Genomic DNA, 14512 nt, shown 5'->3' on the forward strand with positions numbered 1-14512 from the left:
AAAGCGCGCCATGATGATGCGTATACGCCAGATAATATCGCCGGTAAGCGTCCAGACCGCGCCACGCTGGTTTATACCCAGCGTTGCAAGGAAGCCTTTAGCGATGTACCCGTGGTGTTGGGCGGCATTGAGGCCAGCCTGCGCCGTATTGCTCATTACGACTATTGGTCTGACAAGGTGCGTCGTTCGGTGCTGGTGGATGCCAAAGCCGATCTGCTGATCTACGGCAACGGCGAGCGTCCGCTGGTGGAAGTTGCACACCGCCTTGCGGCGGGAGAACCCATTAGTTCGATTGTGGATGTGCGCAATACCGCCGTGCTGCGTAAAACGGCGCTGCCCGGTTGGACGGGGGTGGATTCCACACGTCTGGATAGCCCCGGTCGCATCGAACCTATTCTTAATCCCTACGGTGAAGATTTGCCCTGCGTCGCGCACACGGTAAAAGGTTCCACCAGCGGCAAGCCCATTACCGTCCAGGCGCACAAGCCGAAGCCGTGGGAAAAAACCTACGTGTTGTTACCCTCTTTCGAGAAGGTGAATAACGACAAGGTGATGTACGCGCACGCCTCACGAATTTTGCACCACGAAACCAACCCGGGCAGTGCGCGCGCGTTGATGCAAAAACATGGCGATCGCTATGTGTGGATTAATCCACCTGCTATTCCGTTGCAAACGGATGAGATGGACGCGGTCTATGCCTTGCCGTACCAACGGGTGCCGCACCCTTCTTATGGCACATCGCGCATCCCGGCCTACGACATGATTCGTTTTTCTATCAATATCATGCGCGGCTGTTTTGGCGGATGTGCGTTCTGCTCGATCACCGAACACGAAGGACGCATCATCCAAAGCCGTTCGCAAGAGTCGATTGTGCAAGAAATTGAAGCGATTCGTGATGAAGTACCAGGATTCACCGGCATTATCTCAGATCTTGGCGGACCCACGGCCAACATGTACATGCTGCGCTGCCAGTCACCCAAAGCAGAGCAAACCTGTCGCCGTGCATCTTGCGTCTACCCAGAAATTTGTGCGCACATGGATACTAACCATGAGCCGACCATCCAACTCTATCGCCGTGCCCGCGCCTTGAAGGGCATCAAGAAGGTGCTGATCGCTTCTGGGGTACGCTACGATTTGGCGGTGGAGGATCCGCGTTATATCAAGGAATTGGCCGAGCACCACGTGGGTGGTTACTTGAAGATTGCGCCAGAACACACCGAGCAGGGGCCATTATCGAAGATGATGAAACCTGGCATGGGCAGCTACCACCGTTTCAAAGAGCTGTTTGACACCTATTCTCGCCAAGCAGGGAAAGAGCAGTATCTGATCCCGTACTTTATTGCTGCTCATCCCGGTACGCGCGATGAGGATATGGTCAATCTGGCGCTGTGGCTGAAAAAGAACCGCTTCCGGCTGGATCAGGTGCAAAATTTCTATCCTTCGCCGCTCGCCAGTTCTACCACCATGTATTACAGCGGAAAGAATCCGCTCAGCAAGGTGGATTATCACAGTGAAGAGGTGGTGGTGCCGCGTGGCGATCGCCAGCGCCGTTTGCATAAGGCGCTGCTGCGCTATCACGATCCGGCTAACTGGGCGCTGATCCGTGAGGCGTTAACCACGATGGGCCTGAAGCATCTGATCGGTAATCGCCGCGAATGTCTGGTGCCGGTGGCAACGGTGGATGAACGCCGCAATACCAAACCCTATCACAAGAGAGACACGGCGCAGGATAAAACCGCACAGCCTGCGCTTACCCGCTTTACGGGAGAAGGTCGGCGGCCAGCGGTGAAGAAAAGCGTCGGAAAATCAAACCATAAGCAGGGGCAGACGGGCAAGCGATGAGTGAGCGCTCGCCTCACGTTTGTGTCACGGCCTGATAAAGCCACTGTAACCGGACGCGCAGAAACTGCACGGCCTGATGTTTACGTGACAGCAACGTTTCCACAGGGACGCCGGTCTCCTGCGCCAGTTGTTTGAAGCTGTAGCCCTGCAACTCGGTTTTCTCAAAGGCTTCTCGTTGCAGCGCTGGCATTTCTTCCAGCGCTGCCGAGAGTTCTTCCCACACCAGTTGGTACAGATAGGCATCCTCCGTGCTGTCGGGAGGGCTGAACAGAATATCAGTCAGTTCATCGCCTTCCGGCCAGCTATCCGTTGCCATTTCCGTGAGCGGTATGTCGTGCTGCTTGCGTGAGCGATCGACCAACTCGTTGCGCGCAGCGCGAAATAGCCAGGCAGAAACATGCTCTATTGGATTGAGGTAGCTGTCAGCTTTGAGCAGCCGATAGCTGATCTCCTGAAAGATATCCTCTGCCTCAGCCATGTTGCGCGTGCGTCGAGAGATAAACGCACGCAGTTGTCGTTGGCAGGCTTCCAGTGCGGTGAGCAGAACGTTTTGCCTTTGCATGGCGTCAGCCATTACTCCGTTTTTCCGCTTTGGTTGGTGGGTTTGTCGCTTGGCTCTGGTGCGTCATCCTGGCTGTCATGACACGCCTGATGTCTACCACCGCGGCGCGAGAAAGGGTCGTGACGGAAACGATGATCACAGCGTTCCCCGTGCTGACCAAATCCATGTTGGTGGAAAAAGGCATCACGCTCTTCCTGACTCATGGCTAACCAACGTTCACGCATTTCGCGCCTGCGGCGACCAAAGAAGCCTTGGCAACCTATGCTGCCGAAGAGTATTTTACATAGGATCAGCAGGCCAAGCGCTTGGAAAAACCCAATACTCTGAACGCCAAAAATGGCGGGTAGTAACGCATTCCACAGCAGCATTACCAGTGTGGCGATCGCCACAACCGCCAATAATCCAATACCCAACATTTTAAATTTACGATCGCACATATCATCTACTCCGTGTTGTTCTGATAGAGAGGTAGACGAATCAGGCGAAGAAATATTTGCATGGGGGCGAAAATATTTTGAAAAAAAGGGATGGTGTCAGAGGCGGTGCGTTGAAATAGCGGCGTGATACCGCTACTGAGAGGGCATTAGCCGTTGACGCAGTCGGCGGGTGTGAGGCGGCGATTTTCTGTGTTATCCGCCAGTGGCTCTATCTTGCCGTGCTCTGTCAAACGATAGGCAACCCCCGCGACGATGCCGTTTTCTCCTTCGTACACCGTGACAAATCGCAGGCGTTTGCCGTCATGGTAGCTGAGTGCCGCACAGCCACCGACGCCCAGCGTGAACTGTTGCACGCTGCCACTGGAACAAAACACGCTGTCGGCACCGCTGGCCTGTAGCGTGACGTTATCGCCGCTGTTGAGAATACGACTACCCGCTCCCTGGGTGTGGATATGACTGCCATCGCCAGCGTTCGCCACGCGCGTTGAGGCGCCTTGGCTGGCGAGGTAATTGCGTCTGCCGCTGCTGGTGATGTGGGTGCCACGACCTGCACTGCTGATTTTTGTGGCGTTGCCGCAGTTGGCAATGCGCGCACGATCGCCCAATGCGCTGAGGCGGCAGTTCTGCCCCGTATTGCTCATTTTGGCGGCAAAACCGCTGCTCACCAACTGGCAGCCGTAGCCTGCGCTGGTAATACTGCCGTTATCACCGGATTGGCCGATAAAGTTGCCGTTACCGGTGGCGGCCAGAGTGCTCTGAAAGCCGGAGCAGCCGATATTCAACGCGTGATCGCCACTGGCAAAGTGCAGGGTGTACGACAGCACCGGCGTAAAGCGTCCATTGGCGTAGCCACGCGGGGTGATGTGCAACTGCTCTGCCTGACTGTGCGTGAGTCGCGCCGCCATCGCTCTGGCGCTGCCTATCTCCTGTTCGAGAAACGGCAGTGCGCCAAAGTGGTGCGCGTAGGCATAATCCACCAGACTTTCCAGCCAGGCGCTGTGGCTCTCGCCAATCAGCGCCTCGTGAATCGCCTGATAGCTGCCGCCCGTTGGAAAACGTCGCAGGAACCAGCGATACAGGTCGCGGCTAACGTGCAGCGCGCGCAGCTGTTCACGTGTTATGTGCGGTTCTCTGTGGGTCGGCATCATGGGTGCTCCGTTAGTGCCTGTGGTAACCATCGACCATACTGCGGAAAGTCTGGGTCGGCGTGCGCCCGGTGGTGCACAGATAGAGGTGCCCACAGATAAAGAACACGCTGAGTACAGCCAGCATAAAATGCACTGGCAGCAGCCAGGCTTTCACCAAAACCCATCCGGCGGGCAGCCACAGCGGGTTATGCAGCAATACGCCTGAGAGCAGCAGTAGCGGCACCAGACTGTACATCACCCCCAGATAAGCCACCTGCTGTAGCGGATTGAACTTGGCGCGCGGCGTGGCCGGGAACGGATGGTCTTCACCTTTGATAATGCCGTAGAGGTAAAAGCGCACTTGTAGAAAAGCCCGTTGGCCCCATCCCTGTCGCTCGATAACGTAATGGTGTCCGTTACCGCCCAGCGCGTTAATCAGCACAAATGCCAACCAGCACGCCAGCAACAGATAGCCGCACAGGCTGTGTAGCGACACCAGCAGCGCGGTATCGTGCGCGCCGAGCAGCGCAAAGTGGTTGATAAAACCGCTCGCCAGCAACAGGATAAACAGCAGCGCGTTGCTCCAGTGCCACAACCGAACCGCACGCGAGTAGAGATACACTTTTTCCTCGTGTCCAGCGGCATGCGGTGCGGCGAAGCGGTAACGCAGGAAACCGTGCAGCGCCAACACGCCCAGCATGCCGACAAATGCCACGCCAGCCAGGATCAGCCAGATAGGCCAATAGTCGGGGGTGTAGAGATAAACATACTGATACAGCTGGGACTGAAATTGCTCAGCGTTAGGCATGATATTCATACGTTCACCTTCTTCACTTCATGGGGACCCGGCCGACGATAGAGGTGCGGTTTGCCCACATTTGGCAACTGATACTCATAGTAGTCGTGTGTTTTCAGCCAGTTCTGCACCACTTCGCTGTCTTCCCGTCCGAAGATCAGCGCATTTTGCGGACAGGCACTGACACAAATCGGCGGGAATCCTTTCATCAGGCGCGATTCCAGACAGAAGTCGCATTTATCCGCCACATGGGTAACAGGGTTCAGGTAGCGCACCTGATACGGGCACGCGGAGATGCAGTAGCTGCACCCAATGCACTTGGGCTTATCCACCCGCACGATCCCGTTGCTGTCGTCGCGGTAGGATGCGCCCGTCGGGCAGACGGTAATGCATGGTGCATCTTCGCACTGCTGGCAAGAGTGACGGAAAAAGTGATAGGTATTACCGGATTCAGGCGGCGTCATCGCAATGTGCGCAATGCTCATGCGCGCCGCGCCGGTAGGTACCTTATTGACCTTATGACAGGCAACGGTACAGATATTACAACCGTTGCACTTCACTTCATCATGGATCATGGCATAGCGCACGGGGGCGCCTTTTTCCGCTTTACCCAATGCCGAGAAAACCGGTGCGCTGAAAAAAATCACCGACCCCATGCCGAGGACAAATTTACGGCGTGAGCATGTCATCTTCCATGCCTCCCAGAAAGTACGTTATTCATTGTGATCCACGCATACCGGGCGCGCGGGCTAGGGGTTCTCATATTGTTCCACCTCAATCCATTCACAGAGCCCTTGGGCTTTGCCGACACTCATGTAGCGGTCGCTGTACAGATAGATGGCACCGTTGGAGGCTTCTACCTGGTGAATATCCTGATAAGCCTCCGTGTCGGCGAGAAAGCGCAACGTGCTGGCTATCTTGTCGTCATCAAATCCATACGGGTGTAGCGCCAACATGCGGGCCTTGAACGGGCGCGGATAAGTCTCGCACTCAAAGCGGACGGTCTGCGCCAACGTCGCGCAGGCGTCCTGCTCATGCGTGAAGATCAAAATTCGCGCGTAGTTATGGCTCATGTAACGGTCGGAGTAGTAGAAACAGGTGTCCTGCTGCGCTATCTCAACGATATCGCTGCTTTGTTCTTCGGCCCGAATCTGCATCAACAGGACATCCAGCTCCTCATCGGTTAACGAATAGGGCGGCGCTAACAGGTCGCGCCGATCCACCACCGTGCCGTTGGCAGAGCAGCCACGCAGGTAATCCGCCAGCACGAGGTAGGGGGCCTTGGGCGCTTCCTCGGTCGGTGCGGTTTCCTGCGCTGTCGGTGCATCGCGCAGTGCGCCGCTTAACGGCAGCAACAACCTGCGTCGGCGCATATCCGGTGCATCGCTGTCTGTAACGTCCTCTGTGGCGGCAAGCGCCGCATCCGGCAATGCATCAGGAGGCGTTGTTTCGTTATCCACAACAGTTTTCATGATTGATGCCTTGTACTCAGGCCGGCAACAGGTTGTGCGCTGCCAAATCGTCTGCTATCTCTTTCAGATCAAGACGCTCCAATACGGCACGCGTCGGGCAGCCCAGTTCAGGGTCCCAGCCCATGGCGCTGTAGAACATCGTCAACGATTTCTGCACGTCGTCGCGATCCATCTTGTCTGTGCCTTCGCTGAACGCGGGCAGTTTTGGGTCCTTATCGAACACCCAGTCACAGATCTGATCGTGCTCGCGGCGCATATCCATGGTGTTCATCAGCTTCACGGTGTAGGCGCGGTGTAACGTGAAGATACGTTCTGCCGCCAGATCGAGGCTGGCTTCGGTGGTATCTTCACCGGTGACGGCAGCAAAGAATTTCGCTTCCATCGCCAGATCGCCGCGGTAGTTCCGGCTTTTGTGCGGTGATACCGTCATCGGCCACACCCAGTTACACAATGTCACTGCGTCGTGCAGGCAGCTTCTCAGCAGCGTCCATTTGGCATAATCAATCTTGTAGCGGTTGATTGGGGTGTAGCTTTTGGTTTCGTCAAACGCATCAGCAGAGCCGAACAGCTCAGCGGCGATCTCTTTTTGCAGCTTGAGCGGCAGGCCGCTGCCAATGTAGTTGATGTGGGTGTGCGTCATGGCATCACGGTTGAACATGCAGTTGACGATCGTCCCCACCTGCGCCGAGGCTTCGTTGGCATGGTGCACCGGGAAGCCCATGGGCGACCACAGCTTGTTTTTGGCGTAATTCCAATATTCTGGTCCCAGATTCCAGCGCTCCGCGATGAAATAGGATCCATCGGACAAATGGCTGAATTCGCCAATCCGGTGGGCCAGACGGTGGTAGATATCCTTGATAAAGTTAGGATCGCCTTCTTCCATCAGCTTCCAGGGAATGGACGCATACTCTTCGGCAGGCAATACGCGTTTGAACACGCCGTGGGTATGACAGTAGGTGAAGTCACGGTGTAATTGACCGTAGTTACACCACAATCCCATGTCGTCGAAAATGCTCAGACCGACCAGGTTCCCGACCACGTTGCCATCGCCTTTTTCAGCGATATCTTTGGGGCCGTTGGGGAAAATGGTGGTGTGCACAAAGTTGGCCACACAGGTGTTGCCGCCGGTGGTCGGTCCGCCAAACTGCTTGGCCTGTGGCACGTTAAGCTGCGACATACAGCGGATCGGGCAGGAGTGACATCCGCCCATTTTCACCGTGTATTTTTCCGCTTCTGGCCCCAGATCGAAGGTGGATTTCATGGTGCGGAAACCGACGGTGTTCTGGTTGCCCGGTGGGATTTCGCCGGTTTCAATCGGGCCGCCTTCCGCCGCTTGCCAGTACAGACCTTTGCGCGCGGTCCAGCGTGATTTCGGGTCAGAATATTCAGCCCATGCCTGCGGCGTGCTCGGGACAACGTGGTTATTGTTGGCCCCGATGAGCTGCGTCATCATGTATTCGTTGAGCGCTTTGAGTTCTTCGCGGTTAGCGACGTTAACGCCGTGGCTACCCCACACCGCGATGGCTTTGAGATTTTTGGAGCCGAGTACCGCACCTACGCCTGCGCCACCGCTGTGGTTGCGACTGTTAAGAATGCCGGAGAGCGGCACCAGATTTTCCCCCGCCGGGCCGATAGCCGCGACGCAGGTTTCTTCACTGGTGGCGCGACAAATTTCTTCGGTAGTGGCTCGCGTGCCTTTTCCCCACAGAAAAGCGGCATTTTCAATTTTTACTTCATCGTTCTGAATATTAATCCAGACCGGTTTTTCCGCTTTGCCTTCAATAATAATGGCGTCGTAGCCCGCGTATTTCATGTAGGCAGCAAAGAACCCCCCCATATGCGCATCAACAACCAGGTGGCCCCGGGTAAAGGTCGACAATGAGGTAATATTGACGCGTGAACTGCACGGTGCGCCGGAGCCGGTCAGCGGTCCGACGGCAAAAACGACTTTATTACCCTCATCGAAAGGTTTTGTTCCGGCTGGCACCTCGTCGTACATGATTTTATAGCCAAAGCCCATTCCACCAACCATCTTTTTATATTGGCTGGAATCCTCTTTGCTGATGGTGCCGGTGCTCAAGTTGATACGTAATATATTACCTGTCCAACCGTTAATCATAATTTTTCTTCCTGCGTATGAAACGCCGCGTGAATAAGGGGATAACGCCCGTCGCCGTTATCAGACGGTAATCTCTTTCCACTCGATAATGGATAATGCCCCGGTCGGGCACGCCGTCGCGCATTCACCGCACAGAATGCATTTGCCTGATTTTTTGGTCTGCGGGTTAACGGTCGCCATCATCCAGGGGCAGGCGGTGGTACAGGCGGCGCAACCGATGCAGCGCTTGGTGTCCACGGCGATGCTGCCATGCTCTTCATTGAAGGCGATGGCCTTGATAGGGCAGGCTTTCATGCATTCGGGATCTTTACACTGCCGACAGGTGTCAGTGGTGAAATTGAGATCGCCGTACAGACCGCCGCCGGAGCCAAGCCCACCGTCGCCGTAGTAGAAATGGCGATGGATTTTGACGCGTGAGAAATAGGAACCAACGCTACCGTCATTAAACGACGTGCAGGCGGTTTCGCAGCGATGGCACCCGGTGCAGCGGGCGCGGTTTGTCACCAGCACGCCTTTGGGGGTGGTCGTCAGCCCGATAACGCCGCTGTCGATCTGTTCCTGTCGGCATCCCAACAGTGAAAGCAGTGCTGGTGCAATAGTGATTCCTGCCAGGCCTTTGCCTGAAATCCGCAGGAATTCGAGTCTTGTTAGTCCCAGATCCAATAAAGGACGCTCAACCTGATTAGGCATTTAATTTTCATCCTCCGCATACCCGAATACATGAGCACGGAAATCAACGCAGTACAAAACACGCAACAAGGCGGCAAGAAATAACGTGACAATAAACATCAATCGTTGTATAAAATAGTTAATAACGATATTTCATCATAACGGCTTATTACCCGCGTCTGTTTTGCGAACTGACTTACGATGCAATGTTGAATAGGACGGAGGTCATGATTTGCTATCAGTGCGATTAATAAGGTACTTGATATGCAATTTATTACTCCGTTAATCATTAACAAGAATGGGTATTTTATTATATTTATTCTGTGAGCTATATCGTAGAAAAATGAATAACCATTTATTTTTTATGGGTATTGATTATTATTCCTATTTACATCCTGTCAGATATATATCTTGTTTATCATTTCCTTTCTTTTGATAAATATATTCCCCGATTTCAACTTCTCTTAACAAAATAAATAACATTGTGAGCAATGTTTATTATCATTCATTTATTATTTACTGTTACTGGTCCGGTTTATTTTCTTGAGATAACTCTGTTTTGACTTGTGTCTGTGAGAAGGGAATTAGCGTGCAGAGGGGAAAAATGATTATCCACACTATTTGCATGGATTATAGGCGCCGTACTGTGCGAAATGTTAACGCTTCATGCGTGTAAAAAACGAACAGGTTACCTTTCGGTAACCTGTCGTTGGAGGAGCGGTCTGGCAGGAAAATTACTGTGCGGCAACCTTGGATTGGCGATAGGCATCTAGCCAGTCAGCGACGCGTTGTTTCTGCTCATCATTCAGCCACATGCCCAGCTTGGTACGACGCCAGATGGCATCCTCCACGCTGACAACCCACTCTTTGTCGACCAGATAGCGCAATTCCGCTTCGTAGAGATCGTGTCCGAAGTTTTCGCCGAGGTCATGAATGCCTGTAGCATTCGTCAGGATCAGTTCGCTGTGGGAACCGTAGGTGCGGGCATAGCGACGCGCCAGCGATTCCGGCAGATTGAAACGACGGCGCAGCGCAGCGGCGTATTCATCACGCGTTCCGGCCAAATCGCCGCCGGGCAGCACGGCGTTTTGCGTCCAGGCCTGACCGCTGTGAGGATAGTATTTTGCCAGCTTCTCCATCGCATGCTCTGCCAGCTTGCGGTAGGTGGTTAGCTTGCCGCCAAATACCGACAGCAAAGGCGCTTTACCGTGCTCATCCGCCACTGACAGCGTGTAATCACGGGTAATGGCCTGTGGAGAATCCGACTCGTCATCGCACAGCGGGCGCACGCCGGAATAGGTCCATACAATATCGTCTCGTGTCAGCGTCTTTTTGAAGTGATCGTTGTAGACATCCAGCAAGTAGGCCGTTTCTTTGTCGTCGATCTTCACGTCATGCGGATCGCCGTGGTATTCCACGTCGGTGGTGCCGATGATCGAGAACTCATCCTGCCACGGAATCACAAACACAATGCGGTTATCTTTGTTTTGCAGAATGTAGGACTGCGGTTCATCGTGTACACGAGGCACAACAATGTGGCTGCCTTTGATCAGGCGAATACCATAAGGGGATTTCAGCTCCAGCCCGTGATCGAAGAACGCTTTCACCCAAGGGCCCGTGGCGTTGACCAGCCCTTTTGCCTGCCAGGTGTGGGTTTCCCCGGTCACGCTGTCGACGGCATCGATGATCCACAGATCGCCTTCGCGACGCGCCCGCGTCACTTTGGTGCGCGTGCGCACTTCGCCACCGCGTTTCACCACTTCCTGTGCGTTCAACACCACCAGACGCGCATCGTCTACCCAGCAGTCGGAATATTCGAAACCGCGCGTTAATTCGGGTTTAAGCACCGAATCTTTGCCGAATTTCAGGCCGTGGCTGGCAGGCAGGCTGACGCGTTTGCCCAGATTGTCATACATAAACAGCCCGATACGGATCATCCAAGCCGGGCGCAGGTGCGGCTGATGGGGCAAACGGAAGCGCATTGGGAAGATGATGTGCGGTGCCATCTTCAGCAATTTTTCACGCTCGGAGAGCGCTTCGCTCACCAAACGAAACTCGTAATGTTCCAGGTAGCGTAGGCCACCGTGGATCAATTTTGAACTGGCAGAGGAGGTGGCGCTGGCAAGATCCTGTGCTTCTAACAGCAGCACCGACAAGCCACGGCCCGCGGCATCGGCTGCAATGCCTGCGCCGTTGATGCCCCCACCGATTACGATAAGGTCTTTGGTTTCCACGCGTTCTCCTCCGTGTCCAAAAAAAGGTCAAAATGTTCGTTTTCGAGCATTATCATAATCGAAAACAAACACCACAGCCAAGGATTAACCAAATAAAAACATTTAGGCGTGATGCAGATAACATATTGTTGAAGGTTGTCACATAAAGTATAGGGGATTGGTGCGAGAAAGGGTGCGTAATTGGCGGAGAATACGGTCATTTCTCGCGTTGGTGAGAAATGACCGTCGAGGTGTTATTTTTGCCCGTAGTAGGCGTTCGGGCCGTGTTTGCGATTAAAATGCTTGTGCTGCAACGCGCTGTCGAGTGGGCGTAAATGGGGGTTCAGCGTGCAGGCGAGCCAGGCCATGCGCGCCACCTCTTCCAGCACCACCGCATTGTGCACCGCTTCTTCCGCATCTTTGCCCCAGCAGAATGGCCCATGCTGGTAGGCAATCATGCCGGGTGTGTGCAACGGATTGCGATCTCCCAGCGTCTGGGCAATGACCACACCGGTATTTTTTTCGTACTCCTGCTCCACTTCCTGCGCCGTCAGCGGACGGGTGCAGGGAATGTCGCCAAAAAAATAGTCGGCGTGCGTGGTGCCGAGCGCAGGAATGTCCAACCCCGCCTGTGCCCAAGCGGTGGCGTGGGTGGAGTGAGTGTGCACAATCCCCCCTATTTGCGGATAGCGGCGATACAGCTCCAGATGCGTAGGGGTATCGGAGGACGGGCGATAACGCCCTTCAACCGGATTGCCCTGTAAATCCACCACCACCATATCGTCAGCCTGCATCACCTCATAGGCAACGCCGCTGGGTTTGATGACCACCAGACCACGCTCGCGGTCGATAGCACTCACATTCCCCCAGGTGTATGTCACCAGACCGTGCTGAGGCAGGGCCATGTTGGCTTCAAATACCCGTTGCTTCAGTTGCGCTATCATGCGGCTTCCTCCACGTGCAAACCGGCGCGTTCCATGCGCTGTTTCACCCAGTCGCGCGCGGCGAGCACCTCTTTGATGGGATCGGGGGCATTTTCGCTCCACATCTCAATCAGATAAGGGCCGTGGTAGCCGCTCTCTTTCAAGGTGGTAAAGCAGCGTTCGAAATCCACGACGCCCGTGCCGAAGGGCACGTTTTTGAAGACGCCAGGGCGGGTATCCTTCACGTGCACCGCGACAATGTGGCCTTGGCCTGCGCGCAATTCCATTTGCACATCATTATCCCAGGCCGAGAGGTTACCGATATCGGGATAGAGCTGGAACCACGGGTTGTTCAGATAATTGGCGTAACCCAGCGCTTTGCTGATGGAGTTCATCAGGGGGTAATCCATGATCTCCATCGCCAGTGTGACCTGTGCGCGGCTTGCCATTTCTACCGCTTGTTGCAGGCCATCGCGAAAACGCTCACGGGTGATCTCGTTGGCCTCCTGATAATAGACATCGTAACCGGCCAACTGAATCACGCGGATCCCCACATCTTGCGCTAGCGCGATCGCTTTATGCATGATGGTGAGCCCTTGGTTGCGGATGGCATCATCCTGTGAGCCCAGCGGGAAGCGGCGGTGCGCGCTCAGGCACATGGACGGTACCCGAATGCCGGTGGTGGCGATGGCATTGACCAACGCCAGACGCTGTTCCCGATCCCAATCCAGCCGTGCCAAGCGTTCATCGGTTTCGTCCACCGACATTTCGACGAAATCAAAGCCCAGCTCGCGCGCCAGCTGTAAGCGTGCCAGCCACGCTTCGCCGGGGGGCAACGCTTTTTCGTAGATGCCCAGCGGCACCGCTTTTGTCAGCATGTTACTTCCCTTAGCCCCACAGTTGGGCAATACGGCGTTTAAACTCACGGGCGGCATCGACCGGGCTTGCCGCATCGCGGATACTGCGCCCGGCAATAAAGACGTGAATAGGGATACCCTGGAATAGCGGCAGATCGTCCAGCGCCAGGCCGCCGGTGACGGTGACCTTAAAGCCCATTTCGCTCAGACGTTTGATGGCGCTGATGTCGGTTTCGCTCCAGGCGACGCCAGCGGCCTGCGCATCCCGGCTGCGGTGATACACCACTTGCTGAATCCCTGCTGCGCGCCAGGATTCTGCCTGCTCCCAGGTCCAGAAGCCGGTCAGTTCGATTTGTACATCGCCGTCGAATTCGCGCGCTACCGCCAAGGCACCTGCAGCGGTGTTGATGTCCGCGCAGCAGATCACCGTGACCCAGTCGGCATTGGCTTCAAAACACATACGTGACAGGATTTTCCCCGCGTCGGCAATCTTTGCATCGGCCAGCACGATCTTGTGCGGATAGAGCGCTTTCAGATCGCGCACCGCTCGCACCCCTTCGCCCACACATAAAATGGTGCCGACTTCGATAATGTCCACCTCTTCGGCGATCAGGCGGGTGGTGTTGTAGGCATCGGACAGCGTCTGGTTATCCAGCGCAACTTGTAACATCGGTAACTGTGGCATCGGGGACTCCTTATTCCGTCGCAGCCAGCGTGGCGCGATCGATCAGATCCAAAACATCCTGCTCAGTGCGGCAGGCGCGCAGGCGATCAAAATTCGCCTCATCTTCAAACAGATTAACGATCTGCATAATGCCCACCTCTTGGTGCGCGGTAGCATCCTCGGCGGCCAGCGTGATCAGCAGATCCACCGGATCGTTATCTTCATGGTTGAACGGCAGCGGCGTTTTTAGCGTCACCAGCGCGAAGCCGGTTTTCTTCACCCCTTCTTCTGGACGGCCATGGGGCATGGCAAGCCCAGGAGCGATAACAAAATAGGGGCCAAAACGCGCTACGCCATCGAGAATCGCCTGGTAGTAGCGTGGCTCAACCACGTCGGCGGCCACGAGCAGATCGACGCCAATTTTGACCGCGTCCTGCCAGGTGACGGCCTCCGCTTGCAGGCGGATTGAACGGTTTTCCAGCAGCGAATCGCGCAGCTTCATGGCAGCTCCTTACGCTTTAGCATCCTGAGGGAAGTGGGCATTGATCACCTCCATCAGCTTGGGACCGAACTCAGCGGCAGAGAGCATATTGCGCACGCCGACGACATACTTGTTGCCGCTCACGGTAATCTCATCCGCCACGTGGGTTGAGGCTATGATGATGTCCGCGCCGCTCAGCTCTGCTTTATATTCTCCGACGGCACAGCTGTTGACGGTGTGTGCCACCCCTTGTTGGGTCAGGAACTGATCCACCTTCATCTTCATGATCATGGAACTGCCTTGCCCACAGCCGCATACGGCCAGAATCCGAACTGTCATGGTGATTTCTC

The 14512-nt window shown here is 55.1% G+C and carries 15 protein-coding genes; 1 reads left to right on the forward strand and 14 read right to left on the reverse strand.

What is annotated here, in order from left to right; translation table 11 throughout:
• On the forward strand, nt 1-1842 hold a 1842-nt coding region (locus J5224_RS08960), incomplete at its 5' end, for a YgiQ family radical SAM protein (RefSeq protein WP_264625042.1).
• Between the two features lie 13 nt (nt 1843-1855).
• On the opposite strand, the gene J5224_RS08965 is transcribed toward J5224_RS08960, so the two are convergent.
• From J5224_RS08965 to ulaB, 14 genes are all read right to left on the reverse strand, one after another.
• Nucleotides 1856-2416 (reverse strand): RNA polymerase sigma factor, encoded by a 561-nt coding sequence (locus tag J5224_RS08965; protein ID WP_264625043.1) that lies wholly within the window; start codon nt 2414-2416, stop codon nt 1856-1858.
• The gene (locus J5224_RS08970) at nt 2416-2841 is read right to left on the reverse strand and encodes a hypothetical protein (protein WP_264625044.1); all 426 of its coding nucleotides are present in this window, start codon (nt 2839-2841) and stop codon (nt 2416-2418) included. The genes J5224_RS08965 and J5224_RS08970 overlap by 1 nt, the downstream gene beginning before the upstream one ends.
• 146 nt (nt 2842-2987) lie before the next feature.
• Nucleotides 2988-3989, reverse strand: a complete 1002-nt coding sequence (gene ydhT, locus J5224_RS08975; protein ID WP_264625045.1) for a protein YdhT — start codon at nt 3987-3989, stop codon at nt 2988-2990.
• Nucleotides 3990-3999: 10 nt separating this feature from the next.
• Entirely contained in the window at nt 4000-4785 is a 786-nt protein-coding gene (gene phsC, locus J5224_RS08980; protein ID WP_264625046.1) for a thiosulfate reductase cytochrome B subunit, read from the reverse strand.
• Complete coding sequence (locus J5224_RS08985; RefSeq protein WP_264625047.1) at nt 4782-5453, reverse strand: 4Fe-4S dicluster domain-containing protein; 672 nt, start codon at nt 5451-5453, stop codon at nt 4782-4784. The genes phsC and J5224_RS08985 overlap by 4 nt, the downstream gene beginning before the upstream one ends.
• Before the next feature lie 60 nt (nt 5454-5513).
• Nucleotides 5514-6236 (reverse strand): YdhW family putative oxidoreductase system protein, encoded by a 723-nt coding sequence (locus tag J5224_RS08990; protein WP_264625048.1) that lies wholly within the window; start codon nt 6234-6236, stop codon nt 5514-5516.
• Nucleotides 6237-6252: 16 nt separating this feature from the next.
• A complete protein-coding gene (locus J5224_RS08995) occupies nt 6253-8355 on the reverse strand; it encodes an aldehyde ferredoxin oxidoreductase (RefSeq protein ID WP_264625049.1) in 2103 nt (700 codons plus the stop codon).
• Nucleotides 8356-8415: 60 nt separating this feature from the next.
• Nucleotides 8416-9045 (reverse strand): ferredoxin-like protein, encoded by a 630-nt coding sequence (locus J5224_RS09005; protein ID WP_319802425.1) that lies wholly within the window; start codon nt 9043-9045, stop codon nt 8416-8418.
• Between the two features lie 713 nt (nt 9046-9758).
• Nucleotides 9759-11258 (reverse strand): glycerol-3-phosphate dehydrogenase, encoded by a 1500-nt coding sequence (gene glpD / locus J5224_RS09010; RefSeq protein WP_264625051.1) that lies wholly within the window; start codon nt 11256-11258, stop codon nt 9759-9761.
• Nucleotides 11259-11491: 233 nt separating this feature from the next.
• On the reverse strand, nt 11492-12178 hold the full coding sequence (locus tag J5224_RS09015) for an L-ribulose-5-phosphate 4-epimerase (protein WP_264625122.1): 687 nt from the start codon (nt 12176-12178) through the stop codon (nt 11492-11494).
• On the reverse strand, nt 12178-13038 hold the full coding sequence (locus J5224_RS09020) for an L-ribulose-5-phosphate 3-epimerase (protein WP_264625052.1): 861 nt from the start codon (nt 13036-13038) through the stop codon (nt 12178-12180). The genes J5224_RS09015 and J5224_RS09020 overlap by 1 nt, the downstream gene beginning before the upstream one ends.
• A gap of 10 nt (nt 13039-13048) precedes the next feature.
• Complete coding sequence (locus tag J5224_RS09025) at nt 13049-13702, reverse strand: 3-keto-L-gulonate-6-phosphate decarboxylase UlaD (RefSeq protein ID WP_264625053.1); 654 nt, start codon at nt 13700-13702, stop codon at nt 13049-13051.
• A 10-nt stretch (nt 13703-13712) separates the two neighbouring features.
• Nucleotides 13713-14183, reverse strand: a complete 471-nt coding sequence (gene ulaC / locus J5224_RS09030; RefSeq protein ID WP_264625054.1) for a PTS ascorbate transporter subunit IIA — start codon at nt 14181-14183, stop codon at nt 13713-13715.
• A gap of 9 nt (nt 14184-14192) precedes the next feature.
• Complete coding sequence (gene ulaB / locus J5224_RS09035) at nt 14193-14501, reverse strand: PTS ascorbate transporter subunit IIB (protein WP_222158820.1); 309 nt, start codon at nt 14499-14501, stop codon at nt 14193-14195.
• Nucleotides 14502-14512 lie beyond the last annotated feature (11 nt).

The organism is Candidatus Symbiopectobacterium sp. NZEC135, from assembly GCF_025962695.1.

What these genes read in the sequence shown, in the direction of transcription:
- J5224_RS08965 (WP_264625043.1), bottom strand. Translation starts at nt 2,416, where the DNA reads ATGGCTGACGCCATGCAAAGGCAAAACGTTCTGCTCACCGCACTGGAA.
- J5224_RS08970 (WP_264625044.1), bottom strand. Translation starts at nt 2,841, where the DNA reads ATGTGCGATCGTAAATTTAAAATGTTGGGTATTGGATTATTGGCGGTT.
- ydhT (WP_264625045.1), bottom strand. Translation starts at nt 3,989, where the DNA reads ATGATGCCGACCCACAGAGAACCGCACATAACACGTGAACAGCTGCGC.
- phsC (WP_264625046.1), bottom strand. Translation starts at nt 4,785, where the DNA reads ATGAATATCATGCCTAACGCTGAGCAATTTCAGTCCCAGCTGTATCAG.
- J5224_RS08985 (WP_264625047.1), bottom strand. Translation starts at nt 5,453, where the DNA reads ATGACATGCTCACGCCGTAAATTTGTCCTCGGCATGGGGTCGGTGATT.
- J5224_RS08990 (WP_264625048.1), bottom strand. Translation starts at nt 6,236, where the DNA reads ATGAAAACTGTTGTGGATAACGAAACAACGCCTCCTGATGCATTGCCG.
- J5224_RS08995 (WP_264625049.1), bottom strand. Translation starts at nt 8,355, where the DNA reads ATGATTAACGGTTGGACAGGTAATATATTACGTATCAACTTGAGCACC.
- J5224_RS09005 (WP_319802425.1), bottom strand. Translation starts at nt 9,045, where the DNA reads ATGCCTAATCAGGTTGAGCGTCCTTTATTGGATCTGGGACTAACAAGA.
- J5224_RS09020 (WP_264625052.1), bottom strand. Translation starts at nt 13,038, where the DNA reads ATGCTGACAAAAGCGGTGCCGCTGGGCATCTACGAAAAAGCGTTGCCC.
- J5224_RS09025 (WP_264625053.1), bottom strand. Translation starts at nt 13,702, where the DNA reads ATGCCACAGTTACCGATGTTACAAGTTGCGCTGGATAACCAGACGCTG.
- ulaC (WP_264625054.1), bottom strand. Translation starts at nt 14,183, where the DNA reads ATGAAGCTGCGCGATTCGCTGCTGGAAAACCGTTCAATCCGCCTGCAA.
- ulaB (WP_222158820.1), bottom strand. Translation starts at nt 14,501, where the DNA reads ATGACAGTTCGGATTCTGGCCGTATGCGGCTGTGGGCAAGGCAGTTCC.